This is a genomic window from Desulfovibrio fairfieldensis (assembly GCF_001553605.1).
Lineage (GTDB): Bacteria > Desulfobacterota > Desulfovibrionia > Desulfovibrionales > Desulfovibrionaceae > Desulfovibrio > Desulfovibrio fairfieldensis.
The window spans coordinates 2,158,726-2,185,105 of record NZ_CP014229.1 but is presented as its reverse complement, the minus strand read 5'-3'; the positions used below and the strand labels follow the sequence as shown (position 1 = coordinate 2,185,105).

32 protein-coding genes are annotated in these 26,380 nt (G+C 61.8%); 1 reads left to right on the top strand and 31 read right to left on the bottom strand.

Features of this window, described 5'->3' with window-relative positions:
- Positions 1–33 precede the first annotated feature (33 nt).
- The 14 genes from AXF13_RS16760 to AXF13_RS09275 form a co-directional block, all read right to left on the bottom strand.
- The gene (locus AXF13_RS16760; protein ID WP_150116144.1) at positions 34–195 is read right to left on the bottom strand and encodes a zf-TFIIB domain-containing protein; all 162 of its coding nucleotides are present in this window, start codon (positions 193–195) and stop codon (positions 34–36) included.
- Positions 185–787, bottom strand: a complete 603-nt coding sequence (locus AXF13_RS09335; RefSeq protein WP_062252841.1) for a hypothetical protein — start codon at positions 785–787, stop codon at positions 185–187. Before AXF13_RS09335 ends, AXF13_RS16760 begins: the two co-directional genes overlap by 11 nt.
- Before the next feature lie 1,903 nt (positions 788–2,690).
- Positions 2,691–3,674, bottom strand: a complete 984-nt coding sequence (locus AXF13_RS09325; protein ID WP_062252837.1) for a hypothetical protein — start codon at positions 3,672–3,674, stop codon at positions 2,691–2,693.
- Positions 3,667–4,251, bottom strand: coding sequence for a YmfQ family protein (locus AXF13_RS09320; RefSeq protein WP_062252835.1), 585 nt, complete (start codon positions 4,249–4,251; stop codon positions 3,667–3,669). Before AXF13_RS09320 ends, AXF13_RS09325 begins: the two co-directional genes overlap by 8 nt.
- A complete protein-coding gene (locus tag AXF13_RS09315) occupies positions 4,252–5,307 on the bottom strand; it encodes a baseplate J/gp47 family protein (RefSeq protein WP_062252834.1) in 1,056 nt (351 codons plus the stop codon).
- Between the two features lie 2 nt (positions 5,308–5,309).
- Positions 5,310–5,663: a phage GP46 family protein gene (locus tag AXF13_RS09310; protein ID WP_062252832.1), complete on the bottom strand. Its 354-nt coding sequence runs from the start codon at positions 5,661–5,663 to the stop codon at positions 5,310–5,312.
- A gap of 66 nt (positions 5,664–5,729) precedes the next feature.
- The gene (locus AXF13_RS09305; protein WP_062252830.1) at positions 5,730–6,368 is read right to left on the bottom strand and encodes a phage baseplate assembly protein V; all 639 of its coding nucleotides are present in this window, start codon (positions 6,366–6,368) and stop codon (positions 5,730–5,732) included.
- A complete protein-coding gene (locus AXF13_RS09300; RefSeq protein ID WP_062252828.1) occupies positions 6,368–7,453 on the bottom strand; it encodes a phage baseplate assembly protein in 1,086 nt (361 codons plus the stop codon). Before AXF13_RS09300 ends, AXF13_RS09305 begins: the two co-directional genes overlap by 1 nt.
- Positions 7,443–8,780 (bottom strand): DNA circularization protein, encoded by a 1,338-nt coding sequence (locus AXF13_RS09295; RefSeq protein ID WP_062252827.1) that lies wholly within the window; start codon positions 8,778–8,780, stop codon positions 7,443–7,445. The genes AXF13_RS09300 and AXF13_RS09295 overlap by 11 nt, the downstream gene beginning before the upstream one ends.
- Before the next feature lie 8 nt (positions 8,781–8,788).
- Positions 8,789–10,951, bottom strand: coding sequence for a phage tail tape measure protein (locus AXF13_RS17390; protein ID WP_062252825.1), 2,163 nt, complete (start codon positions 10,949–10,951; stop codon positions 8,789–8,791).
- Positions 10,948–11,100, bottom strand: a complete 153-nt coding sequence (locus AXF13_RS17110; RefSeq protein ID WP_190276338.1) for a hypothetical protein — start codon at positions 11,098–11,100, stop codon at positions 10,948–10,950. Before AXF13_RS17110 ends, AXF13_RS17390 begins: the two co-directional genes overlap by 4 nt.
- A 14-nt stretch (positions 11,101–11,114) precedes the next feature.
- Positions 11,115–11,447 carry a hypothetical protein gene (locus AXF13_RS09285; RefSeq protein WP_062252824.1) on the bottom strand — a complete coding sequence of 111 codons (333 nt, stop codon included), beginning with the start codon at positions 11,445–11,447 and terminating at the stop codon, positions 11,115–11,117.
- Between the two features lie 3 nt (positions 11,448–11,450).
- Positions 11,451–11,828 carry a hypothetical protein gene (locus AXF13_RS09280; protein ID WP_062252821.1) on the bottom strand — a complete coding sequence of 126 codons (378 nt, stop codon included), beginning with the start codon at positions 11,826–11,828 and terminating at the stop codon, positions 11,451–11,453.
- A gap of 100 nt (positions 11,829–11,928) precedes the next feature.
- On the bottom strand, positions 11,929–12,597 hold the full coding sequence (locus AXF13_RS09275; protein ID WP_062252819.1) for a hypothetical protein: 669 nt from the start codon (positions 12,595–12,597) through the stop codon (positions 11,929–11,931).
- A 35-nt stretch (positions 12,598–12,632) separates the two neighbouring features.
- On the opposite strand from AXF13_RS09275, the gene AXF13_RS09270 reads away from it, so the two are divergent.
- The gene (locus tag AXF13_RS09270) at positions 12,633–12,860 is read left to right on the top strand and encodes a hypothetical protein (protein ID WP_062252817.1); all 228 of its coding nucleotides are present in this window, start codon (positions 12,633–12,635) and stop codon (positions 12,858–12,860) included.
- A gap of 35 nt (positions 12,861–12,895) precedes the next feature.
- On the opposite strand, the gene AXF13_RS09265 is transcribed toward AXF13_RS09270, so the two are convergent.
- The 17 genes from AXF13_RS09265 to AXF13_RS17105 all read right to left on the bottom strand — a co-directional run bounded on the left by AXF13_RS09265 (position 12,896) and on the right by AXF13_RS17105 (position 26,376).
- Positions 12,896–13,348: a thermonuclease family protein gene (locus AXF13_RS09265; RefSeq protein ID WP_190276337.1), complete on the bottom strand. Its 453-nt coding sequence runs from the start codon at positions 13,346–13,348 to the stop codon at positions 12,896–12,898.
- An 87-nt stretch (positions 13,349–13,435) separates the two neighbouring features.
- On the bottom strand, positions 13,436–14,029 hold the full coding sequence (locus tag AXF13_RS16755) for a hypothetical protein (protein WP_150116143.1): 594 nt from the start codon (positions 14,027–14,029) through the stop codon (positions 13,436–13,438).
- Positions 14,030–14,114: 85 nt separating this feature from the next.
- A complete protein-coding gene (locus AXF13_RS09260) occupies positions 14,115–14,387 on the bottom strand; it encodes a hypothetical protein (RefSeq protein WP_062252813.1) in 273 nt (90 codons plus the stop codon).
- Between the two features lie 220 nt (positions 14,388–14,607).
- Positions 14,608–16,059: a phage tail sheath C-terminal domain-containing protein gene (locus tag AXF13_RS09255; RefSeq protein WP_062252811.1), complete on the bottom strand. Its 1,452-nt coding sequence runs from the start codon at positions 16,057–16,059 to the stop codon at positions 14,608–14,610.
- Between the two features lie 2 nt (positions 16,060–16,061).
- Positions 16,062–16,256 carry a hypothetical protein gene (locus tag AXF13_RS09250; RefSeq protein ID WP_062252809.1) on the bottom strand — a complete coding sequence of 65 codons (195 nt, stop codon included), beginning with the start codon at positions 16,254–16,256 and terminating at the stop codon, positions 16,062–16,064.
- On the bottom strand, positions 16,253–16,936 hold the full coding sequence (locus AXF13_RS09245; protein WP_062252807.1) for a phage protein Gp37: 684 nt from the start codon (positions 16,934–16,936) through the stop codon (positions 16,253–16,255). The genes AXF13_RS09250 and AXF13_RS09245 overlap by 4 nt, the downstream gene beginning before the upstream one ends.
- Before the next feature lies 1 nt (position 16,937).
- Entirely contained in the window at positions 16,938–17,432 is a 495-nt protein-coding gene (locus tag AXF13_RS09240) for a DUF1320 domain-containing protein (RefSeq protein ID WP_062252805.1), read from the bottom strand.
- A gap of 2 nt (positions 17,433–17,434) precedes the next feature.
- Positions 17,435–17,686 carry a hypothetical protein gene (locus AXF13_RS09235; protein ID WP_062252803.1) on the bottom strand — a complete coding sequence of 84 codons (252 nt, stop codon included), beginning with the start codon at positions 17,684–17,686 and terminating at the stop codon, positions 17,435–17,437.
- 9 nt (positions 17,687–17,695) lie between these two features.
- Complete coding sequence (locus AXF13_RS09230; protein ID WP_062252800.1) at positions 17,696–18,628, bottom strand: Mu-like prophage major head subunit gpT family protein; 933 nt, start codon at positions 18,626–18,628, stop codon at positions 17,696–17,698.
- Positions 18,629–19,744, bottom strand: coding sequence for a phage protease (locus AXF13_RS09225; RefSeq protein WP_223299892.1), 1,116 nt, complete (start codon positions 19,742–19,744; stop codon positions 18,629–18,631).
- 185 nt (positions 19,745–19,929) lie between these two features.
- Positions 19,930–20,481 carry a phage virion morphogenesis protein gene (locus AXF13_RS09220; RefSeq protein ID WP_062252797.1) on the bottom strand — a complete coding sequence of 184 codons (552 nt, stop codon included), beginning with the start codon at positions 20,479–20,481 and terminating at the stop codon, positions 19,930–19,932.
- Positions 20,482–20,599: 118 nt separating this feature from the next.
- Positions 20,600–21,910 carry a phage minor head protein gene (locus AXF13_RS09215; RefSeq protein WP_062252796.1) on the bottom strand — a complete coding sequence of 437 codons (1,311 nt, stop codon included), beginning with the start codon at positions 21,908–21,910 and terminating at the stop codon, positions 20,600–20,602.
- The gene (locus AXF13_RS09210) at positions 21,903–23,489 is read right to left on the bottom strand and encodes a DUF935 domain-containing protein (RefSeq protein WP_062252794.1); all 1,587 of its coding nucleotides are present in this window, start codon (positions 23,487–23,489) and stop codon (positions 21,903–21,905) included. The genes AXF13_RS09215 and AXF13_RS09210 overlap by 8 nt, the downstream gene beginning before the upstream one ends.
- Positions 23,490–23,491: 2 nt before the next feature.
- The gene (gene terL / locus AXF13_RS09205; protein ID WP_062252792.1) at positions 23,492–25,189 is read right to left on the bottom strand and encodes a phage terminase large subunit; all 1,698 of its coding nucleotides are present in this window, start codon (positions 25,187–25,189) and stop codon (positions 23,492–23,494) included.
- A complete protein-coding gene (locus AXF13_RS09200; protein ID WP_062252790.1) occupies positions 25,182–25,694 on the bottom strand; it encodes a DUF1804 family protein in 513 nt (170 codons plus the stop codon). The genes terL and AXF13_RS09200 overlap by 8 nt, the downstream gene beginning before the upstream one ends.
- A 2-nt stretch (positions 25,695–25,696) precedes the next feature.
- The gene (locus AXF13_RS09195; RefSeq protein ID WP_062252788.1) at positions 25,697–26,212 is read right to left on the bottom strand and encodes a phage holin family protein; all 516 of its coding nucleotides are present in this window, start codon (positions 26,210–26,212) and stop codon (positions 25,697–25,699) included.
- Positions 26,209–26,376, bottom strand: a complete 168-nt coding sequence (locus tag AXF13_RS17105) for a hypothetical protein (RefSeq protein WP_190276336.1) — start codon at positions 26,374–26,376, stop codon at positions 26,209–26,211. Before AXF13_RS17105 ends, AXF13_RS09195 begins: the two co-directional genes overlap by 4 nt.
- Positions 26,377–26,380 lie beyond the last annotated feature (4 nt).

Sequence of the window (26,380 nt, the reverse complement as noted above, 5' to 3'; positions counted from 1 at the left end):
CGGTCTCTATACGATTGTAAAAGAGCGGTCAGGTTACGCCACGGCGTGGAACAGCTCCGCGAGGCTGACGCCCAGTATGTCCCGCACCTCGCCGCAGACAGGGCAGACCCAGATCAAGCCAGCATCCGTCAGGACCATGCGCAGGGCATGGCCGCAGACGGGGCACTCTCTGCCAGCAAAGGGGCTATACGGCATAGCTGACCTCCACCCCGGCTAGGGCAGCAGGAGATTCCGCTGCCGCTATGGCGGCCAGCAGTTCGTCGCGGCGGGCCGTGTGCAGGGACAGCAAGGTGTCCGGCCCGTCGGGATCAACGCTGGCCAGCGAGGCGGCGGCCACGGCAACCTCCGTGGTGGAGGGTGAGGCCGTGGGCATGGTCAGGCTGGCAACTATGGCCGCGTCACAGGCCGCCGTGATCTCGCGCTCCTTTTCGGCCTTGAGGACGGACAGCGGTTTTTTCGGGCGTTCCGTCACGGCCCCCTCGGGCAGCGGGCCGAGTTCCTCAGTGTAACGCGGAGGACTTTGCCAGTCGTCGCCATCAGCGGACAGCCAGTATGGCGTGCCGCCCTGCTTGGTGCCCTTGGAGTCCATGTGTTGGCGGTGATCCTCCACTACCTCCCAAGCGCTGCCCGTCCAGCGGGCCGCGTGTCCGGTCGGGATATCGGTAGGCGGGGCCACGGGTGTGGCCCCAGCGCAGATGGTCAGCTCTTTGCCGCCTACAACCTGGGCGGGCCGGGAGCCGGTCAGAGCGCCGGTGCGCAAATCGAACGTGTACATAGTGGTGCTCATAGTATCTCCTTGGATGGTTGAGGGTTATTGTTTTGCACTTCGCCTTTCCGAAATTGGGTGCTCGGGGCGGAGCGGGTGGCCGGGAGCTGGGGCCGGGATGAGATTAGGAATATCACTGGTGGATTTGTCGCCCGGCAAGAAGGGGCAGCACAGCAAGACGGGGCTATCACAGGGACGTTGTATCCAGGCGATACCTACCTTGGTTCAGGTCCTGGGGGGAGATTGAAATATAAGTTTAATGCCTCCCGTGTCGTCCCCACCGGCCCCGTGAACGTGCCCCAGCACATCTGGCAGCCCGTAGTCATTTACCTCGGACGGCCTAAGTAGGTGATAATCGGCTGAGAAACATTCATGGGCCGTGTTTCTGCGGCGGTGCGGACCACGCGGGATGGATCGAATAAAAAACCCATGTGGTGCTGATTACCCCCTCCAGGTCCGGCATTTCCGACTTCATGGGATACAGATGAAAAAACGCCAGATAGCTCTACCTCATCACCACCATACCAAAGTCTTGAGGCCTTAACGCTACCGGTCATTTGCTGCAAAGCATCAAGCTGTGAACTCCCGGCCTCCCGCTCCGCCCCCAGCACCCAATTTCGGAAAGGCGCACGGCTCTTTGAAAACTCCATAGGGTTAAACGGTTTCTCCGCTGGCCTCCGGCCTTTCCGAAATTGGGCGCTCGGGGCCGATGGGATGGCGGGGAGTCACAACAAACCAGGGCTGCCCAACATTACGGGACAAGCGACGGCTGTCGGCAACGAGGACGGATTTATCTCCCCTGGAGGTAGTGTCGCCGCTGGCCTTGTAAACGGTGCTATCATCAAGGGGTCGCAGTGCACACATGGCAGCGCAATGTCATCCTCCAACTATGGCAAAGGCTATGCACTCGGTATCGACGCATCCAAAAGTAACGATGTCTATGGAGCATCATCCACGGTCATGCCGCCCAGCGTTGATATCCCGGTGATCCTCTACTTGGGCAGAGCGGCCCAGATATAGGATGATAGGCTGCCAGATGTGTGGAGGGGTAAATTCCGTTCCTGTATGCTCGCTGCCCCACGCAAGAGAAGCGGCCATTGTATACAAAACGTAACTGTGGTTGTTGCCAGCACCAATATTGCGGACATCGTTTGAGGAGGTAAAGGCTCCAGATGGCGTCGGAGAAAAACCACCAAAAGTACCAGAAACCTCTCGCCCCGTATCAGTCTGCCAAGCTCCGGCCTCCCGCCCCTGTCCCAGCGTCCAAGCTCGGAAAGGCCGGAGGCCAGCGAAGAAACCGTTTAACCCTATGGAGTTTTCAAAGAGCCGTGCGCGTTTCCGAGCTTGGGTGCTGGGACAAAGCGCGGATGCGGGCGCGTGGGGCCGGGATGAGATTAGGAATATCACTGGTGGATTTGTCGCCCGGCAAGAAGGGGCAGCACAGCAAGACGGGGCTATCACAGGGACGTTGTATCCAGGCGATACCTACCTTGGTTCAGGTCCTGGGGGGAGATTGAAATATAAGTTTAATGCCTCCCGTGTCGTCCCCACCGGCCCGCAGAATGTCCCGCCCCACATCTGGCAACCCGTGGTCATTTACCTCGGGCGGCCCAAGTAGATGATAACCGGCTGCCAGATGTGCTGGGGGACGTTCGCGGGGCCGGTGGGGACCATGTTGGATGTGGCAAATGTTGAGACGGAGTGAGATAGGACTGCGGCGGTACCACTCCCAGATGTGACCAGAGTCATCCCCGTTATGCTACTGGCTTTGGATTTAGAAAAAACTCCGAGATTGGTTGTGTCATCACGTATTTCCTTCCCGATTGCCCCGGTGATATTCCTAATCTCATCCCGGCCCCACGCGCCCGCATCCGCGCTTTGTCCCAGCACCCAAGCTCGGAAAGGCGCATGTCATAGATAAAAGTTATGCTGCTTTGCCTAGATAAAAAACTACAGGGAGTCGAATATGGGCTGGAGCAAACTCCGTCCCGGCGTGTCCACCCCAAAGGCGAGATGCGTCAAGACGCAGCGTGCGTGGGTAAGTGCCACTCATTGAGGCCGCCGGGTTGCCAATCCTGCCGCTGTTGTCAGCATATAGTGCCCCAACAAACTCTTGCCATCCTATTAGCGAGTTAGGATAAAATGCTTGAGCACTGCCAACCAAGTTACGTCCCGTATCCGTCCCCCACGTGCCCGCCGTCCCATCCCCCCCCAGCACCCAATTTCGGAAAAACTGGCCGCCATGCAAAGGAAGATATAATCCCGTGGGGTTAGCGGCGTTGGGCCGGAACTTGCCAAGGTTGGCCGCCTGCTCTTCAGTATCGGCATCCCAAGGTATAACAAGGCCGGTAAATCCGCCCTGCTCGTAGATCTCGTAGAACTCCGGCCAGTCTTCAAACTCCACAAAAGAGCCGTCCGGCCATGCGTGATCATCGGGCAGCACCGTGGATCGATGAAACTTGGGAGCGCCAATAGTGAGCTTGCGCAACACCTCCAACCTTTCCACGGCTGCATCAGCCTTTTTGATGACGGATAGTACACCGTTGGCATCTACCGCGCAGGTGGTGCCGTCAGGTTGCATAATGCCAGCTCTGGCCGCCGTGGCAACGAGCACGGAAAGCAGGCCCGCTGCCGTAATGGCAAGGCCGGAGCCGACCTGCACGAGGCCCGGAGCCTTGGTGGTGGCAATGGGAGCCTTGACGCCGATAATTTTGACGATGGCCTGCCAGAGCTGCGATGTATCAGCTTTGTCCAGCTCCAGGCCCGCCTCCGTCACGACCTTGACCAGCTCCTCCTGGACGCTGTTCAACCAGTCCGCCGTTACGGTGGTGGCAGCTACCGGAATTGTGGGATCACCCTCGGTAAATTTGTTGTCCGGGGTGGCGGTGCTGCTGTCGATCCTATGCACGGGGGTTATCCTCCAGATAACTGATGAGCCCGATAGTATGCGCGGGCTTACGCCAATTGATGATGCACTCCAGTATGGGATCGCCCCAAGTGCGTAAGGCTTCGCCAGCGACGCTTTGCCCGGACCGGAAGGTACGTGATACGTCGCCCGAGGCTACAACCAGAAAGGCGAAAACCCATCCGCCGTTGGTCAAAGCGTCTCCCGCGCTGGAGCGCCCGGCCTTGAATTCTCGAAACTCCTGAATCTCCACGTCATAACCCGCCAGGGCGGCATAGCGTTTGAGCCACGAGCGGGAAATGCCGCCGCGCTCCAGAAAGGCCACGACCAGCAGGGCAATGCGCTCCTGTAAAAGTTGCCCGCCTGCGGCGCAGGGGCCGGGCAGGCCGTAGACGCGCTCCCAGTCCGGCAGCCATTGCTGCCAGAGCCACGGGCGCAGCGCGCCCAGCACCGCCGCGCCATCCGCCTGCACCCGATCCAGTTCCCGGCCCTCCATGGCCAGCGAAAGGTCCAGATGCGGCGCGTTGGCGTCGTAAGATACGGGCGGCAGCAAGGCCGCCAGCAGATCACGGTGCGGCATCTAGAGGGCCTCCAGGGTCAGCCCCCCAAGGCGGCACCATTGCAGGGCTGTCGGGGCCGGATTGGCGGCGGGCTCGCGGATGGCCACGTCCGCCACGCCCTCCAGGCCGGAGACAGCGGCAATGCAGCGGGCCAGGATCAGCGGATCACCGGGCCGGAGTGCGGCGAATTGCGCCAGCAAAGCGTCCGTAACCGGGCCGCGCAGGCTTTGCAGCGTGGCCGTGCCGCTGACGCGCAGGACAACGGTCATATCCACAGACAGCAACACGGGCGCATAAACTGCCGCATGTGCGCCCAAGGGGCTCTCCGCGTCTATGTGCCCTTGGCAGGCTTGCACCACGTCAGCGCCGGGGATGCCGTCCGCGCCTGTTATCACCACGTCAACCGTGCCCGGCCCCTGGCGCAGGGGATAGGCTTGCGCGTCGGCAACGCCGGGTACCTCCCGCGCCCAGCGGCGATAGTCAGCCGCCGTACCGCCGGATGGCGGATTGCGCATGTAGTCCAGCAGACGGGAGAGCAGCTCCGCGTCCGTCTCGGCGTTGGTGCCGCCCGTCAAGGTCAGCAGCGCGCGGGCTTGCACGCCGGACGGCGCGGCAAGCAGCGTCACGGGTGCGGCGTCCAGGCCCGGCAAAGCCCCGGCCTGCATGGCTTCGCACGCGGCCACAGCCGTGGCGGCGTCGGCGTCTCCAGCGAGGGTCACGGCCTCCGTGCTGCGGTATGCCACCTCATCGGCGTCTTTGGCCTGTATGCCTGCCGGGACCACTGCCCCGGCGCGGCCCGCAAAAGTCAACGTGCCCGTGGCGCGGGTGGCTGGCTTGCGGGTGATGCCGCGCAAGGCGCAATGCTGCTCAAGGTATTCGGGGTCAGAGGTGTCCGGTATGAGCTGGCGGGTCTGCCACGCCTGATAGGCATAGAGCCCCTCGGAGGCCGAGGCCGTGGCGCTGGCACGGATGTAAAGGTCACTGTCCGCGTCCGTATGGGCTGTGGCGTCCAGGTTGCGCGCATCGCGCAACTGCCGCTGCCGGATATCGTCGAAACTGGGGATGCTGTAGGGCACGTCTAGCCTCCCACGACCACGAAATGCTCAAAGGTGTAGGCCGCGCCGCTGGCGTCTTCCACCGCCACATGCAGGAGGCAGCGGCCATTATGCGGCTGGTCCACCGACACTTCGATGGATCGCGCCCGTCCGTCGTCCAGCAGGGTTTGCAAAGCCTGCTCCGCATACTGGCGGGCCAGCACTCCAATGCGCGCCACGTCTTTTTCCCGCGCCAGCTCGTGCAAGCGGCTTCCTAAAGAGGAATCAGCCCACCAGGAACCGCGAGGCGTTTGCAGCCGCAGATAAACGGCATTGCCCAGATGGCCGATGCGCTGGCCGGTGTAGTCGCCGGAAAGGGGATCAAGCTGTGCGTCCATGGCTCCACCTTAGTGGAGTCATGGACGCAAGAAAGGCTGGCGCAGTTCAGCGCTTCCTTAGGGACGCTACTGCGGCTCACCGGTGGTGCCGCCGCTGTCGCCGGGGTGGGTATGGTGCATCTGGCTCTTGCCCCCGGCAATCTGGTCGCCGCTGGAGGTGTGGGAGCCCACTTGGATGATGTCGCCCTGGAGCCGGACGTTGGCCGTCATCTCCACACTGTCGCCTTTTTCGCCTGTGGCGGTCATGTTGCCCGTCACCGTGGTCAGGGGCGTGTCCAGGACAATACCTTGCCCGGCCTCAATGACGGCACTGTTCTTGGCCTTGATGCGCAGATCGTCGCAGTCGATGTCGACTACGCGTCCGGCCTTGATATGGACGTAGGCTCCTTCCTGGCTGTACATGCGGACCTCGCCCGGTCCCACCTTGAGGCGATAGGCCCCGTGCTCCGTGGCAATGACCACGCTGGCGCTGCTGCGCCCGGCCAGGGGCAGAACAATGAGCTGGCTGTCCGCCGGGATGCCCGACGAAAAACCGAACTGCTGCAAAACCTCCACGGCCTGGGCCTGCTCCCCGGCCAAGGCTTCGCCTTGGGCCAGTTGTAGGACCGGCTCCCCGTTGAGCGCCGAGAGCCGGGCGCGGTACGGCAGGCGCAGGGCGCGCAGCGCGCGGCGGATGCGTTCGTCAATCATAGCGGCAAGATCCATCAGTCCTCCAGGTCAAAGTCCATTTCATCGCCGTCGCTTTTTTTCTTGCGTTTTTTAGCTTTTTTGGCCGTATCCGGCAGCCAGACACCCCACGGCTTGAGGGTCAGCGTTGTTGTGCGTCCCTCTCTCCCGCCGAGCAACGTGCGCCGGGCCAGCAGCAGGGAAATGTCGCAGAGCTTTTCCACGCGCAGACGAATGTGCATGCCCGGTTCCCAGAGCGAGCCTGAGTCCGTGCGGTGCCCATGTACCACAGCCGTGAAGGTCAGGCTGTCAAAGACGCCGTCCGTGATGATCTTGCGGGCGCGGGTGCGGGCCATGGCCACGCTGTCCACATGTCCTTCGTCGCGGATCAGGGGGCGGTAAAACCAAGCCCCACCGTCCTTGACCGTGGCACGCAGGGCGTTCTGCGCCTCGTCATCCTCCCCGCCCGTGGACTGGCCCAGCACCGTGACCTCGCTGTGACGGCGGTTGCAAGCCTCATCCATTTCGAGACTGATGATGTTATTGGGGGTGCCATCAAAGGCGCAAATCAGTTCCGCGTCCACGGCGCGAGAGTAGTCCGGCGCGGCCACCTTGAGAGTGCCGTCCGGCGCAAACCACGGCCAGAGGCCGCTGGCTTCCGCCGCGCGTTGCAAGGCTTCCCAAGCGGTCATCCCCGGTTCGATGCTGACTTTTTTGAACGCCGCACCGCCGGGCTGCACGTCGATTTTGTCTACGCCCAGAGGGCGGACCATGGATGCGCAAACCTCATCCACGGCCACCTCGCGCTGGGTGAACACCGGGGCCGAGCAGTCCAGGAGGATGCCCGCGCCGTCGCGTCCGGACAGGGACAGCTCCAGGCCGTCGCGGGCAATGCGGCGGCGCAGGGAATCCACCCGGCCCGTGAGCGCAAGATTGTCGCCCACGCGCACTTCCACCTTGGCCCAGGGGCGCACGTAGCCGGGCAGTTGCGCGGCGGGGATGCCCAGGCTGACGCTCCATGCGTCCGCCGGGGTGAACAGGTCGCTGTCCAGGGAAAAGCGCGTCCAGTCCCGATGCAGATGCCCCTCAATGGCAACGCTGACACGGTCGCTCTCAGCGGGCATAGACAAGCACCTCCTGGCCCTGGGCTATAAAGTTGGGATTGCGCACCTGGGGATTGATGCGGGCCAGCTCCCCGGCGCGCGTGTAGTCGCCATAGAGGCGATGCGCCAGCAAGTGGAAGTTGCAGGGCCGATCCACTGTACGCATGACCAGCGGCGGGCGGGCATTGAGCGCGGCTTCACCCAACTGCTGCACGGCCTGGGCGGCGTCACGCAGGCACTCGGATATCGGGTGGACCAGAGCCTGCGGCAGGCTGGCGCGCACGGCATGCAGGCAATCTTGCAGACGGTCGCGCGCATTGCCCGTGAGGCTTTCCACCTCCGCCGGGGTCAGGGTGGGCGCGGCCAGCTCTGCCACAAGCGTGTCGCGCGCGGCCTGGGCATAGACCTGGGTTTGCGTCAGCATGGCGTGAGTCGTGGCCTGCCCGATGGGCGTTTGCGCGCTGCCGGGTTCAGGGATCGGGGCCGTCGCGGAAGCCGTGGGCGACTGGCGGATGGCCAGCACAGCCTCCGCACGGCCCACGCTGCCGCTGACCGGGCCGCTGATCCACGCCGGGCCGTAACTGTTGGCCCCGCTGGGGTATGTGCCGGCACTTTCGCCGCTGCTTATGTCCAGGCGCGGCAGCAGGCCGGACAATCCGCTCAGGGACGCAAAGCCGGACACCCCGCCCACAGTGGAGGCCGCCGACTGGATACAGGCGGACAAATCCGCCACAAAGGCGCTTGGAAAATCCAGATAGGACATGGCCGTGCGCGCCACGCTGCGGGCGCTGTCATAGACCATGAGCAGGCCGTCCAGCTCCGCAAGCACGCGGCTTTGCAGGCTGGCCGCCTGCCCGGCCACCTCGCCCAAGGTTTTTTGCAGGCTGGCGGCACTGTCGCCCAACGCCTGGGCAAGTCCGCTCAAGAGGGCGTCAGAGGCACGCTCGGCCAGAGAGCGCGAGCTCTGATCATCAAAAAAGGGATTGTCCGGCGAGGCTTCCACGGCCTCAAAGCTGACTGTGGCGTAATCCGGGCGCTCGGCCTCATGGGGCACGTCCCAATTGCGGATGACCACTTCCGTACTGCCGAACACCGGGTGGACCAGCTCGCCCTTGCCTTCCTCCTCAAAGGCCTTGATCAGGGCGCGCAGGCCGGAAAGGTAGTTGACGCCCCAGAACACGGCCTTGAGCGGGATGATGCGCGGCTTGCGGCCCAAGTCTTCCACCTCCCCGCCCGCGCGGTAGGGGTATTCGTGGATGGCCAGGGATTTTTCGCCCTTGTCGCTCACGGATTCGACCTGGAAGGGAACGCCTCTAAAAGATGCATCAAGCAGGGATAACCAGGACATGCGGCCTCCTAACGTCGGGTGGCTTGGCGGAGCTGTACCTGCTCCACCTTGCGGGCAATGACTTCGCCGTCCATTTCAAGCTGGATATTGAGCGTTGCTGCAAGGGGCTGGTTTTGCATGATCTGCGCTGCCTGGAGCACTGTCCGGGCGATGTCTGGTGCGTTCTGAGCGCCATTTTCAGGCTGTGGGGCCGGGGCCGCCTCATCATCGTCGCCGAAAAACCAGCCGCCCAGCTTCTTGCCCACCCAGGAGCCGCCGAAGTATCCGGCGATGCCGCCTCCTAGGCCGCCGATGGCCCCGCCGATAGCCGTGCCGATGGGGCCGAGAAAAGAGCCCAGAGCAGCGCCGCCGATGGCTCCGGCCTTGCCGCCAGCCAGCGCCCCGGCAAGGCCCCCGGCGGTTTCCGTGTGAGCCTCGTTTTTCTGCGCGCGGGTCAGGGAGTCGTCCAGTTCCGTGCTTACGGCGTCAATGGCTGATCCGGCCACAGCCAGCACGCTGCCCGCCTTGGCCGCACCTTTAAGCAATGCCGCCCCCTTGCCGCCCGCAGCTGCTGCGGAGCCTCCGGCAGCACCCACGCCCTCGGCTGCCGCTTCCACTGCCGTACCCGCCGGGGGCGTGGGGACAGCTTTGCCGCCGCGTAGCCAACTCCACAACGAAGAGACACCGGACCCCGCCATATAGGCGCTTCCAACAGCGCCAGCCCCCATAGCTGTGGAGGCCAGGACGGGGTTGTCCCGTGCCGTGTCAGCTCCCCACCCCAGTAGAGAGTCCAGCGGCTTTTTTATCCAATTAAAAAAGCCGCTGGTGGCGATATCTTTTTCATTGGCGAGGCGTTCCTGCTGATACGCCGTGGTACTGGTCATAACCCGGTAGGACGTATCCGTGGCCCCGTGGGCGTTGGCAAGCTGTTCACGCACGTCTTTGATGGTTTCGCGTCCGTTCATGACGCCGACAAGCCCCAGCAACGCCTCACGATCCTGGATAATTTTGCCGATGGCACTGCCTTGCAGAATTTCCGCGGCCTGCTCCATAAGTTGGCGGCGTTCATTTTTGTCTGAGGTGGCGGCAAGCTTTTTTTGCAGGGTGCGAAAATTTTTATTTTTGCCAACCACCTTTTTTTCGATAAGCTCAACAAAGGCTGTTACCGGGTCCACGCCCTCCATACGGGCCTTGGCCAGCGCCGGGGCGAGCCTGACTCCCGCTTTTTTAAAATTATTGGCTGCATCAGTGCTGGTAATCTTGCCAAGCAAATTAAAATAGGCATTTCCGGCTTGATCATTGGACCCTGTAACCTGGGCCACGGCCTGCAAATTGGCAAGATGAGCCTCAAAACCACTCATGCCCTTCATGCCTTTGCCTGCGCTGATAATCTGCGGCAGCCAACGGGCCATGTCCTTTAACTCAAATTGCCCGGCCTCACCCGCTTTGATGGCCTTATCAATGGCAAGCTCGGCTTCATCCGCCGAGAACTGCCTCTGACTGATGCCCTTCACGACAATCTGCGACAGCTCTTCACCAGATGCGCCGGAGGCGGTACTGGCTTTCATCAGGACAGACAGGAGCTTATCCTTGGCGGTGCTTTCATCTACCGCGCCGCTGGCCAACAGGGTGTTGAGGGTGGCGGCTCCCTCCTCTCGTGTGCCGCCGCCGTCTCGCACGGCCTTGACAATGGACGCGTCCAGATCCTTCATACCCGCCATACGTCCAGCGGCGTCGCGGTCCGCATAGGCCACGTTGGCCATGCTGGCCACAAGCTTTTCGTATTGTACGGACTTGTCCGTGCTGCGTTTGATAGCATAGCCAGCGGCCCCCATGGCGGCCACGCCCTGCATGCCGCCATTCAGGCCGTTTTTAAGCTTGCCCAGATGCCCCACGGCGTCCCGCAGGCCCCTGCCCACCCCATGCATGGCGCGGGCAAGGCCCGTCGCGCCTCGCTCCGCGCCCCGCAAGCCGGATTGCGCCTCCCGCGCGCCACGGGCCACGGCGTCCATGCCACGGGCGGCCTCAGTGGCGTCACGGGCCACGCGTTTGACGGAGTCCGCCCGCCCCACGGCATCCACGGCGTCGCCCGCTTTTTTGGCGTTTTTACCCAAGGAGTCCAGCGCCGTACCGGCGGGCTTGCTCAGATTGTCTTTGAGCTTGAGTTCGGCTTGTACTTGGAGATCGCTCATGGGCGCTTCCATTTTCGCCAGTTCTGGCGCAGGCTTTGCACACGGGGCATGCCCCCACGCTGGGCTTGGGGGTACAGGATTTCCACAAAGGCTTCGGCCTCATCCACGGACATGGCGCGGATTTCCGCCAGCGTGAAGCCCTGCCGCACCAGCGCGGCCTCCACTACGCGGAGGGGGCGGGCTGTGCGCTGGCGGCGGCGAGCTTTTTTAACAGGGATTCCTCGACGGCGGAGAGGACGCCATACTCAGTGCTGGCAAGCCTGGCCAACAGTTCCGGGGTAATGGCCGTGGCATCCAGATCGCCCAGGCGGATAAGGCAGGCTGCCCATTTGTAACGGCTGATCCGGGCCGGACTGACTTCGGCTCCGACTTCGGCTTGGGCGCTTTCCAGCGCGCATTCCACGTCTTCCAGTGTGGGCAGACGCATTTCAAAATCTTTGTGCCAGATGCCGTTCACCTCGACGCCATACAAAAAAGAGCCTTTTTCAGTCAGCATGGTTTATTCCTCCACTCGGTCCACGGCAAAAAGTTTGATGTCCCTCTTGGCCTCGCCCTCGGACTCATAGGCCGGGGACACCTCCTGCACCACGCAGCCGGTGTAGGCCGTGCGTTTGCCGTTGCCGGATATGGGATAGATGACCATTTTCACGTCAAAGGCGTTGAACCAGTCCAGTTCCTCGCCGTCCACGGGAATGGGCACGGAGGCCGAGATTTCAAAAGTGGCCACGCCCGTGGAATAGCCCGCGATGCGACGGCTGCGGTTCATGGTTTTTACGGGCTGGCGGCCCGTGTTTTCCGTGACGGAAAAGCTGCTGCATTCCACCTCGCGCCCGTCCACTTCCAGGACGACAGCGCCCACATATTCCTTGATCGCCATAACGTCTCCTTTCGCGGGCACGGAAATGAAGAAGGCCCGCACCGCCACAGTAGTGGCGGCATGGGCCTCAAGAAAGGCTGGCGGAGTTCAGCGCTGAAGGCTAAAAGGTGTCGCTGACTTCTTCTTGATTTTTCTGGTTATCCTGTATGTAGGCAACAGGGGCCATGAATTTGACACATAAAGACATCCTCGAACGGTAGACTTCAACAGCGCGCAGATTTCTTGGTGCGTTTTCCATCAATTCTTGGATATTTCGGCTCAAATGGTTTTGTTTTTCGACTGCCTTCATAATACCGTCATCTTCAATGAGTGTATAAGTCAATTGATTTGCGTCCATAGAATCTCTTTCAAATTTCAGCATTGCCGAATCAGCATCATTGTTTGGCCCTTTTGACCATTCTTCAAGCTTATCAATATGTTTTGTGCCGTTATGCATCAAAATAACGCTATAACCATTATCTGCTATCGTTCTCATGACATTCTGAAGAGATTTCCCTTCAAGCCCTTTAAATAGGCTCACGGAAACGAGCTTGTCGTTGTCGAAATAAAAGATCTGCTCCCACTTTTGCTTGCCAAAGTTGACAGGCTTTTTCCGGCAGAGCTGACCTTTCAGAATATCTTCCTCACAGGGCAGGGCACTCGTGCCCTTGCGGACAGCGGCTTTGCTCATGCCGTAATACACATCCTTGAAAAGCGGGATTTTCTCTTCCGCCGCGTAGGCCGGGACGGCAAGGCAGAGTACCAGAAAGGCGGTAAACAGCGTTTTCATGGAGGCGGCTCCTTATATGTATTTGCCATTAGGATATGAAAAGCCCCTTGCAGGGGCAAGGGGCTTTTGGGTCAGGCGGCGGCTTTTTCTCTGGATTCCAGAAGTTGCACAGCATCGGTTATATTTTGGTAGATATCCTTAGGCTTTCTTGGGATCATCCAGAAGTTGCAGTTTTGATATCACTTCAGTTGGGAGTTATTGGCTTGATCCTTGGAGTATTAGGCTTTATTTTAGGCATTATTGACTGCCCAAAGGTAAAATAGAATCAAAAAAGCCCCGCGCGGGGCGGGGCCGAGGTTCATTTATGCTTCATCCGCCGCCACGTCCAGGGCGGCACGGGGTTTTTATTCTTCCACAGGCCGCGCCCGGCGGCCCTGGCCTCGCGCTGGTGCAGCCGCCAGAGATCGCAGACGGCCAGCTTGCAGTAGCGGTCATCCACCCAGGCGAGGCCGGAGCTGACCAGGGCGTCTTGCAGCACCAGCATGTCGCCCAACAGCACGATGCCGCCCACCACCCGCTTGTAGCTCCTGGCCTTTTGCGCGGGGATGACCTGCACTGTCTTGCCCAGCAGCACGCGGGCGGTCAGATCACGGGCCTTGTCGCCGTAGGGCTGGCCCAGCTCCGGGCAATCCACACCGTAGATGCGGACCTTGGCGGTCTTGCCGGTGTCAGCGCGGCGCACGGTGATGCTGTCGCCGTCATGGACGCCGACCACTTCGCCGGTCCAGGCCAGGGCCTGGGTGACATTCAATATAAAAATACATATAAAAATCAATAAACGCATGAATACGTTATACGCCGGGCGGCGGCCTAAGAAAAGCCCCGCACGGGGCTTGAGCTATATAGGATTTGGCTGCCTTTGATATTGGCGATTTTGAAACTCACTAACACTCTTGCGAATCTCAAACTCAAGCAGGCCAATATTTTTACTAATAGATTTTCTTAACTCTGTATAATTATTAATCATATCAATAATTATTTTTTTTCTTTTCTCACTGTTTGCTTCTGAAGAAAGTTGATTAGCAGCATCAATTATAACTGTATAAATTTTAAGATATGAATTAGAAATATTCTTCGATAATAAAGATTCTTTTTCAGTCCCTAATGCAAAAAGTATTGCACAATTTTTTCCAATTTTACTTTTTAAATTTTCTATTTCTTTAAGTGCAGATTCTCCATTATCAAAATACATTGCTTTAAAGTTTATATCATTATCTTTGTTTACATAAAAATTGCTAAATTCTAATATCTTCTTTTCAAAAATAATCTTCTCCCTTTCATATAATTCAGAAATATTTTTATCTAAATATATTGATGAAATGGCTGTTTCATTAGTTTTTATTGACATGTAATAAGCTATTGTACTGCTTATAATTACGCCAAAGACTGCTATAATAGAAGACAGAAGTATAATTTTATTATTTTGACTCATCTCGCCCCCTTGCCGTGCGGTATTACGAACAGATAGTGCCAACTATTACGCAAAAACCTATGCACGGCAAGGAGGAGCGTAGCGCTCATAGCACGGGTTTTTCTGGTAGCGGGCCGCACCGCATGGGGCGCGGGCCATTGGGGCCGTCTTCCCACATCTGGGTCAGGCCGCCAGTGCCGTAATCCTTATGGACCAGATAACGATAGCCGTTGACGCAGTATTCCCGTAACCGCGTGGTTTCGCTATAGGAAATGAGGGATACGTCCTGAGATGCTTTTGCTTCAAAGTCCTTGCAACCTGTCAGGCATACGGACAGGGCCAGCATCGCCGCAAGGCTAACCAGCTTAACGGTTTGCATTTTTTACGCTCCTGATATGGTTTACGACAAGAGCCCGTGCCTCGCGGAATTCATGCCCGTTATCCGCCCATGATTCACGCATTCCTTCGACTAGCGCGCACAGGCCGTCGCAAAGTACCGCAGCGACCAAGAGTGGGAACGCAGTGTACAGCAGCGCCAAGGCCCATCGCGGATGCCGTTTGGCCCAGCCACGGAGTTCTCTGTCCATTGCCGTCTCCTCCTACAGCAACAAATCAATGACGCCCGCGAAGACGTGCAGGCCGTTGACCACGTCCGCGGGGATGCGGCAGTTAAGGCGGTTGGGGTCTTGCAAATCACGCTCGACAATGACACCCTCGGCGTTGGCCTCCACGTTCTCAAGGATTTCCAATTTTTCCAAAATGCGTAGAACGTCCAGCACTTCGGAGCGCACCTTGGGCGGGGTACGGGTGGAGAGTTTTTCGCGGGGGAAACGCAGCTCCACGCGCTCACGCACGGCCTTGGCCACGTAGTCCACAGTGCGGATTGTGGTCATGTCCAGCATGGACACGTCGGCCACGCCCGCCGGGTTTTTTGTGTATGTGGAGATGGCGCGCACGATCTGGACCACGCCGCCCGGCCCCACTGCCAGGGGCGTGACGCCGCTTTTCAGGGCCACCTCTTGTTCAGTTCGGGACAGCCGGGCCGTGTCCGGCGGCGCGGCAAGGTTGGTCAGCTCAAGGGTGTTCAGGGGCCGGGCCGGGTCTTCCTCACTGGCGGCCACGGCGCAGTAAGCCGCCGCGACCTCTTCCGGGAGGCTGGCGCTGCCCGGCAGGCAGGCAAGGCTGATGCGCTCGGAGTTGACGCCGCCCGCCAGGGTGGCGGCAGTGGCCAGCGTGCCGGGCGTGGCCAGCCAGGTTGTGCCCCGGCGCTGCTCCAGGGGGCCGCTGATGGCCTCCAGATGATCGCGCAGGGCGCGCAACTGGTTTTCCCCGGCCCAGGGCAGGCAATAGAGCGTATAGTCCGCGCCGAACACGGCGGCCAGGGCGTCCTCCAGCTCCGGGTCCTGCTGGCCGTTGCCCATTTTGACCACGGCGGCGGTGTAGCCCGGCACAGTGCAGGCCACGGCCAGAGAGACGGCATTGCCCAGCGTGCCCTTGTTTTTGGCCGTAATGGTCAGGGTGGGCTCGGGGTTGGGGGCCTCTTCCGTCGCCTCCGCCGTGGTGACGGCGGCGGTGACGGGCAAATCCTGCTCCGCCTCCAGGGCCTTGTTCAACTCGGCCAGAGTGTCGGCGGCGGCGTCTTTGTAGGCGGCGGCCACGCTGATCTGGGCCGTGCCCACGGTGAGGGTCAGCACGCCCGCTCCCGTGGCCTCGCCCGTAAGCGTCAGCGTGCCCGTGGCGGCCAGCCCGGCGCTGTGCGGGGGCACAGGCAGCACGGAGAGGTCCACATAGGGATACGCCTTGATGGCCGCGCGGGCCATCAGGTGGGCCTGGGAGCCGTAACCGAACAACTGCCCGGCTGTGGCGTCGTCATAGACGCGCACGGGCTCCAAAGGAGCCGTGCTGTCCTCCAGGCGCTGGGCGATGACCAGCATGCTCTGGCCGTTGGTGGCCAGGGTGCGCACGGCATTGCGGGTGTTGTATTCAAAGTATTTGCCGGGCTTGCGGATGCTGGCCGGGATTTTTTCAAACGAAATATTTGTGGAAGCCATAGTTACTCCTTGGAGCCCTTTTTGCTTTTGGCGGCGGGGGCCGGGCTTTCCCACAACAGCAGATCGCCGTCCGCCATGCGGCGGCGGTAATAGGGCACATCCGGCACTTCCTTGGGCGCGGCGTCAGTAATCATGGCGCGCACGCCCAGCATGGGCACGGCAACGCCTTGGCGGGCGATGACGGTCAGGGTTTTCATTTTTGCTCCTCATATATGTTGATGCGGACGCGGGGGAGAATATCGGTCAGCAGCGGATCATCTACGTCCGGGTATTGCGGGGGCTTGAGCCAGTATCGCAGGCCGAGATGGCGCAGTTCCGGTAAGGGCTCGGCGGACGGCGGCAGATAGCCGCTTTCCGAGGGTTCCCCTTCCGAGGCAATGGGCCGCTGCCCCGGCTCCCGTAACGTGAACTGCACGCGCGAGGTCCAGTCCTGGGCCAGCACGGAAAGAGCCTGGGCTGCTGTTTTAGCTGTAAACAGCGTGCGGATGCGGCCAGGGCGCAGATAATCCACGCCGTCAACGCCGAAATCCTGCATGCAGATGCGCGCCGCCACGTCTTCCAGCATCTGATAGGTTCCCACATACGGCGTGTTTGCCGGACCTCCCTTGCGGGCCGTGGCCTCGCTGCGCAGGCTGCGGCTGGCCACCACTGTGGAAAACTGCACGCGAGCCTCGAAGCGGGTCTGCGCCGTGTTGCAGGGTTTGGGGTCTGTCATACCCATAAAGGCTACCCACACGGCGGGCAGCGCGCGGATCACCGCCTGCCAGCCGCCCATGAGTTCGCCGCCGTAAGAGCCGACAAAACGCAGATAATCCGGCTTTGCCGCCGTGAGGCATTCGATCATGCCGCTTTCAATGCCGTCGATTCGGTAAAACATATCACCTCCACAAAACGGGGCGGTGGCTTTGTACAAAGCTCACGTCGCCGGGGCCTTCGCCGTCATCCTCGCCCCCGCCGCCTCCATCGGGCGGCGGGGGCAGGTCGGCCAGCCCCTTTGCAACGGCTTTGAGCCAGTCCAGAGCTTCCTGGTAGCGTCGGGCAATGGCCTCGCTTTCCTGGGCGTCGCCGCCGGTCAGGTGGTAGCGGGCCATGTCGCCCACAAAGCTGGCCAGCGGTTCGGGCCAGACGGTTTCCCCGCTGTTTTCCGTCGGGTTCAGCGGCACGGGGTAACGTGTGGCCAGATAGCTGTCCGCTTCGCGGCTGGCGCGGCGCAGGGCGTCCAGCAGCAGGGCTTCGTCCAGGCCCTGCTCGTTGTCGCCGGGAGCGAGCTGCAAAAGCTCGTTAGTCCCGAATTGGCGCAGCAGGGTTTGCACGTCGCCGTAAGACGGCGCGGCGGGGATGTCGGCAACCGGGGGCAGGCTGGCGTCAGGCATGGTTACTTTGCCTTCTCATCCGCCTGTTGGGCGGGTTTATTGGTTTTGCCGCCTTTTTTCACGGCCTCTTTGGCATCACCCTTTTTGTCCTCGTCTTCCGTTGCATTCACTTCCGTAACCACAAGCCACGGGTCGGACCGCAGGGCCGCCAGTTCCTTTTCGTCCGCCTTAATGCTCCGCCCGACTGCATCAAAGCACAGACCGCAGCGACACCGCCGGACCAGGGGCGGTTTGACCTTCACATACACGTCCATCTTTTTCTCCTACAGCCACGCGCAATTGATGATGGTAGCCTCGTCATAGGTAGGATTCGACTCGCCGCCGTTGATCAGCTCCATGCCCACCACGCGCTTGGCCGCGCTGTACAGCGACGTGGGCACCACCAGAAGGGTGCCGCTTTTGCCGCCGCGCCCCAGGCCAAGGGGACGGCCGCCGTCCGTGTGGAAGTCCTGGATCATGGCCAGGGCCTTTTCGAAACTGGCGCTGGTCAGATCATCGCGCACGCAGACGCACTGCTGCCAGAAGCCAAAGCCCACATTGCAGCGGTAGCGCACGCCGTAGCGGTATTCGTCGTTCATGAAGACATTGTCGGAGCGGGGGTCAATCTGGGTGGTCAGCTCCGGCCTGGTGCGCTCCTGAAAGATCAGGGGCTTGAGCGGGCGGGACACGTCCAGCAGAAACCAGGGTGTCTTGCTTTCCGGGTTGGCGGCGGCGTCCAGCAGATTGCTGACGGTGACAACATCGCCCGTGCCGTCCACTTCCGGATAGACCGGGTGGTCCGTGTCAAAGAAGTTCTGTCCGTCATAACAGAGCGTGCTGAGGCCCTTGCCCAGCAGGCTGAATACCAGCTCGTCGGGATGCGTGGCCGCCGCGTAGCCCATTTCTTCGAACAGGGGCGTATAGATGCCCAGGTTATCGTCCTCAATGTCCGTGCGTTTGACGCCTACCGTGCTCTCATAGAGCTTGTTGGTCAGGCTGTAGCCATGCTCCTGCATGGATTTGACGCTGCGCTGGCCGACCCACTCCCGCAGCTTGGGGAACTGGCCCAGCCAGCCGTAAGTGGTGGAGGCGTTGGCGCTGGGCATCAGCGTGGCGATCTGCTGCCACTGGCCGGGGGCCTTGGCCTTGCCCTTTTCAAAGGCTGCTGAAAAACCGGGGCGCAGGGCGGCGATCAGGTTGTTGGTGACAATAGCCATTTAGACGGACTCCTTGTGTTTGGCGTACTCTTCCGCCGTCAGGCCAAGCTGGACGCGGGCGTACTCTTCCTCGGCGGTCAGGCTGGCCGTGCCGGGCGTGGCGTCCGGCTGTTTGCCGCCGGTCTGGGTGCCCTTGAGCGCCGTTACCGGGGGCGTGGATTTCAAAAATTCGCGCAGAGCGTCGGGATTGCTCTTGGCAAGACCCTCGGCCCACGGCTTGGCGCTGGCCGCAAGGCGGCCATCCTTGAGCGCGGCCTCAATTTCGCCGGACAGCGCGGCCACGGCGGCGGCCCCCTCCATCTCCGCCAGTTTGGCGCGCAGTTGGGCGGCCTCCTGCTGGACGGCCTGGAACGTGGCCAGGGCCACATACTTGCCGGGGTCAGGCGGCGCGGCCTTGGCCCCGGCCAGTTCGGCCTGGGCCGTGGCCAGGGCGGCATCCTTGCTTTGCAGCAGGGCAATCAGATTTTGCTGGGGCAGATGCCGGGAGAGGGCCTCGGCGCACTGCGCCTCATCCGCCGTGTCCGGCAAGCCCAGCAGGGTGCGGAGCAAAGCGAGCAGCTTGTCCATGTGCTTGTCCTCTTGGGTGTTGTGGGTTTTGGCGCTGGCCGGGTCCATGCCGTCCAGGGCCGGATTGTTGGTCAGGGCGGCGGAATGCAGTTCCAGCACCGCGCCGGAACGCCGGTCAAAGGAAAAGGTGGGGCTGATAAAGCGGTACTCGCCCGCGCGGATATGGGCGCGGGCCTTGTCCGTCCATTCCACGGAGGCAAACAGCCCTTCCGGCGTCGCCTCCAGGGCGGTGATCCAGCCAGCCGCCGGGGCGGGCTGGCCGTTCTCACGGCTGAGATGGGTCTGGTGCTCGTAATCCACCACCACAGGCGTGGCGCGCTGCCGCCAGAGGGCCAGCAGGGCGTCGGCATCTTCGGGGGTCAGACGCCATGCCTTGGCGGTCACGCCCTTGAGATTGCCGGGCCGTCCGTCGCGGGCCGCAAAAGCCCCCGCCGGGAACAGTTGGATGCGCCCGGCGGCGACAGACGCATCGCCGCCGGGCTGGGTAGGAGAGAGCGCGGACAGGAGAGCCGCGCGGGTGAGGAGGGAGGTATCTTGGATGGCGTCCATGGCCCTGGTGTACCAGGGCGCGGAGCATAAGAAAGGCTGGCGGGGTTCAGCGGTTGCCCGCTTCCCTTTCGCGCGCCCGCGCACGGACGCGAATGAGGGCCGTTAGAGGGGCGTTAGATTTTACGAGAGCACACCGACGTGGGCGTGGGCATGGGAAGGGAGCAAAACACGGCGCAGGCGGCATCCTAACGCCTTCCCCCGGTGAGGGCCGCGCGGGCATAATCCGCAATGGCCTCCTCCATGTCTTTTTTGTCTTGCGGTCCCACCCCCAGAAAGCGGCGACGCGGGATTTCACTGCCGGGATGGAACACGGCTCGGCGCACGTAAGACTTTCCGCCCTTGCGCCACGCCAGGGCTTTTTTGTCCTTGGGCCGTATCCAGTGGGCGCGGGTGATGCCGCCGAACTGGTGGATTGCCGCATAGGTGACGTTTGTGCCCACGCGGGCATAGCCGTGGCCGTATTCCTGATGGATATTTGTCTTCAAGGTGCCGTCGCGCTGGAGCATGGAGCCGGTATAACCGTCCTCCGCGAGCCGGGCTTTGTAGTCCGGATTGAGTTTGGGCCACTTCGCCCCCGTAACAGGATCAGTCTCATTTTCAAAGGCGCGGTCCGTGGACTCGCTCATGATCTGGGCCAGTTCCATCATCAGCGGCGTGGTGTCGCCCATGGCATGGTTCAGACGGTCCAGCGCGGCTTTGACCTCGGATGTATCAAGATTGACTTCAATTTTCAGCATGGCTATCATCTTCACAACAAGAGCTGATACGGGCGCGAAAGCGGGTGCTTGACGGAGCGATACCCGCCGTTAGGTACGTTGGGGAGGCCGTTTGACTCCGCCAGCGTGCGACCCCGTATCAGCTCCTTGTTTTTGTATACACCAGCCATCCTTCCCGCAGCCGGTCCATGTCTTGGGGCGTGCGCTGCATCACATTCCAAAGCAGCGACCCGTCACGGTTGATGCGCACCACTGCCAGCAGCGCATTTCGCCCTTCGCTGAACAGTCCTATATAGTTCTCCCGCAATTTGCCGTCCGCGTGCTCCTTGAGCCATACCTCATAGGGCTGCTCCAGCGTGGGCAAGACATAGTTGGCATATCGCTCCCGCGAGTCCGCTTCCTTGGCCACGATATGGGGCAGGCTGTCGCGCCAGATGGTGCGCCGCCCCACGGGCGTGGAGATTACGCGCAGGCGTTCCTTGCCGGTAAAGCCGAGGGCTTTGGCAAGCTGCGCCTCGGCGACTTCCCGGCTGGGGGCAATGGGTAAAAGCGGTGGCGTGGGCTGTCGCAAATCCGCAGGCACATCGCGCAGGCGGGGCAGGCCTTGCTCACGCCAGTTTGTGGCGGATTTCTGCTGGGGCTCCGGCATATTTGCCTTGAGGTCCCGCAAAAAGACTTGGCCGGGATTGTAGTCAAAGCCTACGTCCGGATAAAACACGTCGCCTTGCGGCCCGCCGATGCGGTAGCCCTTGACCGTGCGCTGCTCCATTTCCCCGGTGAGCGGATTGCGGACCGGCACCCGCTTTTCCACCTCCAGCCCCTTGCTGGATTCCAGGGCATGGCCGCCGCGCCGGAAGCCGCGCTCTGATAGCGTTTCCACCCGGCAACGGCAGCCCCAGCCGTTAGGCGGATAATGGCTCTGCCAGATGGGATCATCCCAGCGATACACGCGCCCGTGCAGCGCCGCGTGGCTGGGGCGGGTCCGCGCATCCATGACGGCCATATAGCGCCAGTAGGGAGCGGCTTTGGCGCTTTCCGCCTGCTGCCTGTAGCGTCCGGCGTTGTATGCGCTTTGCGTGTTCTGGCGATAGATAAGGTTGAGACGAGCGGCGCTGCCGCGCTCTCCCTTGCGCACTTCGCCGGTTTCGGGATTGACGATTTCCCCTTTGCCCCACCAGCCCTTGCGCTTGAGCGTGGCTTCCAAGGCTTGACGGAACTGCGCCTTGCTCTGGCCTTCGGCTATGGCCGTGGCCGTGGCGGCGCGGATATCGTCCAGCAAATCCTGTCTGGTGACGCCCGCCACGGTGAACGCGCGGGCGTGCTGCTCACGCCAGACATCCTGCCAGCGGAAGGATATTTTAAGGCCCTTGCTCTCAAAGTAATGGATGGCCTCACGCGGCGGGAGTCGGCAGGCGTAGGAAAGGTCCACGCCCGCGTTTTTGTCAGCCATGGGCGCGCCCCCAGACTTCGGCCACGAACATGGCGCGGGCCAGCACGTCCGCCAGTTGGGCGTCGTCCATCTGCGGGTAGAGTTCGCCCAGGCGGGCTTGCAGCTCCGCCGGGGTCAGGCCCGCTTTCAGGTCCGCCATGAGCGGAGCCAGCAGCGCTTCGGCGGCGTCGGCCAGGGCGGCGTCGGCGGCCATCTTGTCCAGGGCGTCCTGGGCGGCATTTTGCGCCGCGCCGCTTTTCGCGCCGGGCTTGGCACTCAGCGCGGAGGTCGCGGCACCTTCATCCTCGTCCTGGCCCTCGTCCGGCGCGGCGGACGGCGCGGCCTGAAACACGTCATCCGGCCCGGCGGCCTGCGGCAGCTTCAGGCGCTCATGGACAAACTGCCTGCTGATCTTCATGTACGGGGCCAGCTTGGGCAGGGCGTCGGCGTATAATTGCAGGTCCGCCGCCTCCTGGGTGTCAAATTGCCAGTACGGCAGGAGCGTGCGCTCGGTTACGCCCAGATTGAGCATGGCCAGGGGCCGCAAAAGCTGCTCGGTCAGGGTGGAGGCCAGTTGTCTGGCGTCCGCCGCCAGGATGTCGTGGCGGACCTCATTATGGATCACGCCCAGGGCGTTGGTGCTGGTTTTGCCGTCCGCCTGCGACGTCAGCGTGCCACCCAGGATAGCCTTGCTCATGCCCTGTTCGCAGCGCGTCACCAGCTCGCCGGGGATGTTCCGCACCGTGGCGCTGGGGGTTTCGAACAGCACTTCCATGCCGCTGGGGATGATGCCCGCCGCGTCCTGTCCCAGGCAGCGCAGTGCGTGGTACAACGCGGACTTGTCCTCTTTGCTGCTGCCCGGCGGATACTTGCCCAGGCGCAGGGGCAGACCGTGAATCTGGACATACTGGATTTCACTGCTGGCGGCATAGGCGCGGATCAGATAGGTCCAGGCCAGCACGCGGAACAGGCCCGCGCGCGGCAGCCAGCCCGATTTGCTTTTGTGGGTATGCACCAGCCAACCACAGGGCCACAGCTCCGCGCCGTCCGCGCTGCCGTCGCGCAGCCGCAGGGCGTTACGGTCGGCAATCAGGGTCTGGAACCAGGACTGCGGGCGGAAGGTCAGCGCCGCAGGGATGTGCAGGCCGTCGCTGTAATCCCACTGGATTTCCAGAGCCGCGAATCCGTGGCCGATGGCGTCGGCCATGTCCGTGAGCACGTCTTCAATGCTGGGCAGCATGTCCACAAATTCCCGGACCTTGGCGGCCACGTCCTTTGCCTTGGCGTCTTTGGATGCAGGGATTATATCCCACTCCAAAGTCAGCAGCGCCCGTTTACGCTTGCCCATCTCCGCCGCAAGGTGATCACAGCGATCTTCCATGTCGGCAAAGAGCGCATGCTGCTCCGCGATATTGCCCGCGTCCGCGGCGGCCAGGGTGCGGCGCAGACGGTTGGGCGTAAGGCCGTGGGTCAGATTCGGCATCTGCTCCAGATAGAGCAGCGAGGCGTTCAGGTCGCTGTCCTGGCTCTGCTGCTGGCCTTTGAGGGCTTCCGGGCGCGGACGGGCGCTCCGGTTGTAGCGGGGACGGCGTATCATCATGGTTAATTCCAGCTCTGGCCCCCAGCGGGGCCGTTAAAGTCATCGTCATCATCAGTGCCAAGAGCGCCGCCAAATATGCCGGATGTTCGCGGCACGCGGATAAAAGCGTCCCGCAGGCTTACAAAGCCTTGGATGGCCGTGCGCCAGAGCATTTCAAGGGCGTCCGGGCCGTCGTCGTGGTCCGCCATAGGAAAGTGGCGCAACTGATCCTCCAGGGCGCTGGCCCCGCTGGGCGGCAGCAGGATGCGGTTTTGGATGCAATAGGGTTGCAGGCTTTCAATGCGCAGTTGTTTGTCCGTGCTGTTGATGACGGGTTGCACGGGCATGGGCACGTTCAGCCGGGCCGCCTCGCGCACCAGCACGTCCGCGAAAAAAGCCTGAAACTGCACGGTTTCCACGGCCCAGAGTAGGCAGTTATAACGCCGTTGCAGGGCAATCATGTCCTGGATGATGCGGTCAGGGTGGCGCTTGCGGATCAGGGCTTCCAGGACATAGAGGCGCATGCTTTCGCGCTCCAGGCCGCCCACCAGCAGCGCCGATGGATCGCGCCCCTGTCCGGCCTTGCCCAGAGAGGGATCACAGGCCCCGAACAGCAGTAGTTCCGGCGGCAATTCCCGCCAGTAAAAAATGGCTGCGGCAAAGGGTGCGGCATCCGTGGCCAGCGGATCATTTTGCTGTTCCGCGTCAAAGGCCGCGCGATCTTCCGCGCGTTTGCACATCAAGGTATAGAGCGGACGGAACGTGGGCCAACTGACCACGGCCCCTTTGTCCATGTCCGCTTTGCGCGCGTCATAAAAAGCGCGGGCCAGCTCCGGGCCATCAGGCCGCTGGGCATAGAGCGCAAACCACTGATCCCAGAGGTCCATGCGGGAGGGCATTTCTTTCACGGCTTTGAAAACGCGCCCGTGCCATTGCGGCTTCTTCAGGGTGCGGGCCAGGACGCTGTCGTAATGCAGGATGGTGCCGATATAGATCACGTCCATGCTCTCGTCAGCCGGGCCAAGCGACAGCACCGTGCGCAGCAGCCAGGACTCCAGCTTGTCGCGCTGTTCGGGCTTGCGTACGTTTTCGTTATTTTCCAGGTCATCCAGCAGCACAAGGTCCGGGCGGTGGGGGCCATGGCGCAGGCCACGCATGCGTTTACCCGCGCCGAACGCCTGGAGCTTGACGTTGGCGGCCGTGACGATGGTGCCCACATTCCAGATACGACCCTGGCCGCAATGTTCCTTGAAGTCCGCCTCCAGGCGGGGATTGCTTTCCAGCTCCACTTTGATGGCCTCCAAAAAGCTGGCGGCCTGCTCAAACGCATCGGCAATAATCAGGCTATACCGCTTGCGGCCCGTCACCACGCACCAGAGCGCAAAAAAGAGGTCCACAAAGGTGGTTTTCGCTTCGCCGCGCGGTGCGGCCACGGCCAGCTTGCGGCCTTCCGGCGCGTCCACCACGGCAGGCAGGGTTGTGTCCAGCCAGAGATGCACGGCGCTGTCGCCAGTCGGCTGGCCGTCCTTACCCCGTGTATAATGCGGGAAATAGGTACGCCGAAAAAACGGAAAGTCGTGCTGTACTCTCCGGCGGCGCTCGGCACTGGCCGTCGCGTCCACCGGAAAGGCGGCGCAATCCGCCTCAATGGTGCGGCGCAGCCCGGCGGCCAGGGCCGCCAGTTCCGCGCGAAATTTGTCGGCATTGAGCGTTTTAGCCATGGCCGCTCCCCAGCTTTGCGGCTACCTCATCCGCAAACGGCTCCAGCACTTCCAGCAGGGCGGTGGCATGCTGGGGAAACCTCTGCCGCACAAACTCTGTCAGGAGCTGGATCACGCGCAGGGCCACGGCCAGCTCGTTGCTTTCCGGGAGTACTCTGCGACTGGCACTGACCATTTTGTTAAACGAGTCCGCCAGCGAGGCCAGGGCCGCCGTCTTTTGCTGGGCGCTCATGTCGTCGGCGGTGATGATCTCGCTCATGAGCGCCTTGTGCTGGGTGACATAGTCGCTCAAGGTCTGGCGCGCGATGGCTTCCATGCCCTGCCCGGCCAGCATGTTGGCGGCGCGCAGCTTGTCCCAGTCGTCGCCCTGGGCCGCCGCGCTCTTTTTCCAGCTTCGCAGTGTGGCCAGGGAAATGCCGTGCGCCGTGGAAATCTGCGTCAGCGGCAGATTGTCATAGATGTATGCGGCGCGCGCCGCCGCGCGGGTCTGGGCATTATGGGCCATGGTTAGGGGCGCTCCCTATGCCGCGTGCTGGCTTCATCGTCATGCACGGCCTCTTTCACGGCGTGTTCGATACGGCGGCGGCCGCCCACCACCAGCGTCTTGAGTATGCCCGGCACGGGTACGCCCAGAACATACAGATGGCCGATGACGCTGGCACAGTCCGTAAGGATCAGGTAGGCCATGAATATGTCCACAATGGGCAGGCCCACACCTACGGCCCGCTGGAAAGCCATCTGCACGGCCACGGCCATAAGCAAAAAGAGACCGTAGCAGATATAGCGGGCAAGCCCGTGTTGCAGGCCACGGCACAGACTCTTGTTGCGTTTGCAATGCACGGCGATGCGCGTCAGCATTTCGCCTGTAAGCGTGGCCAGCAGCACGTAGAAGAGCACTTCATCCATACCCAGCAGCAGGCAGAGCGAGGAAAGGGCCGTACCCACCGCCACCTTGCCCGGCCACATGTCGGCAAGACGAGCGCTGTAGTAGGCAAAGGCCTCCGGCCAGTTGATGTCCGTCATTTGGAGATCTCCATAAGCCCGGCGTAAAAATCGCGCAGGGCCTGTTGTTTGTCGTTGCAGTCGCGAAAAGCGGCCTCCACGTTCTGGACGTAGCGCACATATTCCAGCCCGGCCTCACGCTTTCGGGTGTTGGAAACATCCGCTTGGGCGATGGCGGGCAGCACGGCA

Coding starts and splice junctions, on each gene's coding strand:
- AXF13_RS09275 (WP_062252819.1), bottom strand. CDS start 12,597: ATGAAAACGCTGTTTACCGCCTTTCTGGTACTCTGCCTTGCCGTCCCG.
- AXF13_RS09335 (WP_062252841.1), bottom strand. CDS start 787: ATGAGCACCACTATGTACACGTTCGATTTGCGCACCGGCGCTCTGACC.
- AXF13_RS09280 (WP_062252821.1), bottom strand. CDS start 11,828: ATGGCGATCAAGGAATATGTGGGCGCTGTCGTCCTGGAAGTGGACGGG.
- AXF13_RS09245 (WP_062252807.1), bottom strand. CDS start 16,936: ATGTTTTACCGAATCGACGGCATTGAAAGCGGCATGATCGAATGCCTC.
- AXF13_RS17390 (WP_062252825.1), bottom strand. CDS start 10,951: ATGAGCGATCTCCAAGTACAAGCCGAACTCAAGCTCAAAGACAATCTG.
- AXF13_RS09215 (WP_062252796.1), bottom strand. CDS start 21,910: ATGGCTGACAAAAACGCGGGCGTGGACCTTTCCTACGCCTGCCGACTC.
- AXF13_RS09295 (WP_062252827.1), bottom strand. CDS start 8,780: ATGTCCTGGTTATCCCTGCTTGATGCATCTTTTAGAGGCGTTCCCTTC.
- AXF13_RS09260 (WP_062252813.1), bottom strand. CDS start 14,387: ATGCAAACCGTTAAGCTGGTTAGCCTTGCGGCGATGCTGGCCCTGTCC.
- AXF13_RS09240 (WP_062252805.1), bottom strand. CDS start 17,432: ATGCCTGACGCCAGCCTGCCCCCGGTTGCCGACATCCCCGCCGCGCCG.
- AXF13_RS09285 (WP_062252824.1), bottom strand. CDS start 11,447: ATGCTGACTGAAAAAGGCTCTTTTTTGTATGGCGTCGAGGTGAACGGC.
- AXF13_RS09225 (WP_223299892.1), bottom strand. CDS start 19,744: ATGGACGCCATCCAAGATACCTCCCTCCTCACCCGCGCGGCTCTCCTG.
- AXF13_RS09270 (WP_062252817.1), top strand. CDS start 12,633: ATGAAAAGCCCCTTGCAGGGGCAAGGGGCTTTTGGGTCAGGCGGCGGC.
- AXF13_RS16755 (WP_150116143.1), bottom strand. CDS start 14,029: ATGAGTCAAAATAATAAAATTATACTTCTGTCTTCTATTATAGCAGTC.
- AXF13_RS09195 (WP_062252788.1), bottom strand. CDS start 26,212: ATGACGGACATCAACTGGCCGGAGGCCTTTGCCTACTACAGCGCTCGT.
- AXF13_RS09310 (WP_062252832.1), bottom strand. CDS start 5,663: ATGGACGCACAGCTTGATCCCCTTTCCGGCGACTACACCGGCCAGCGC.
- AXF13_RS09210 (WP_062252794.1), bottom strand. CDS start 23,489: ATGATGATACGCCGTCCCCGCTACAACCGGAGCGCCCGTCCGCGCCCG.
- AXF13_RS09220 (WP_062252797.1), bottom strand. CDS start 20,481: ATGCTGAAAATTGAAGTCAATCTTGATACATCCGAGGTCAAAGCCGCG.
- AXF13_RS09300 (WP_062252828.1), bottom strand. CDS start 7,453: ATGCCCGCTGAGAGCGACCGTGTCAGCGTTGCCATTGAGGGGCATCTG.
- AXF13_RS09320 (WP_062252835.1), bottom strand. CDS start 4,251: ATGCCGCACCGTGATCTGCTGGCGGCCTTGCTGCCGCCCGTATCTTAC.
- AXF13_RS09230 (WP_062252800.1), bottom strand. CDS start 18,628: ATGGCTATTGTCACCAACAACCTGATCGCCGCCCTGCGCCCCGGTTTT.
- AXF13_RS09305 (WP_062252830.1), bottom strand. CDS start 6,368: ATGGATCTTGCCGCTATGATTGACGAACGCATCCGCCGCGCGCTGCGC.
- AXF13_RS09200 (WP_062252790.1), bottom strand. CDS start 25,694: ATGGCCCATAATGCCCAGACCCGCGCGGCGGCGCGCGCCGCATACATC.
- AXF13_RS09235 (WP_062252803.1), bottom strand. CDS start 17,686: ATGGACGTGTATGTGAAGGTCAAACCGCCCCTGGTCCGGCGGTGTCGC.
- terL (WP_062252792.1), bottom strand. CDS start 25,189: ATGGCTAAAACGCTCAATGCCGACAAATTTCGCGCGGAACTGGCGGCC.
- AXF13_RS16760 (WP_150116144.1), bottom strand. CDS start 195: ATGCCGTATAGCCCCTTTGCTGGCAGAGAGTGCCCCGTCTGCGGCCAT.
- AXF13_RS09255 (WP_062252811.1), bottom strand. CDS start 16,059: ATGGCTTCCACAAATATTTCGTTTGAAAAAATCCCGGCCAGCATCCGC.
- AXF13_RS09250 (WP_062252809.1), bottom strand. CDS start 16,256: ATGAAAACCCTGACCGTCATCGCCCGCCAAGGCGTTGCCGTGCCCATG.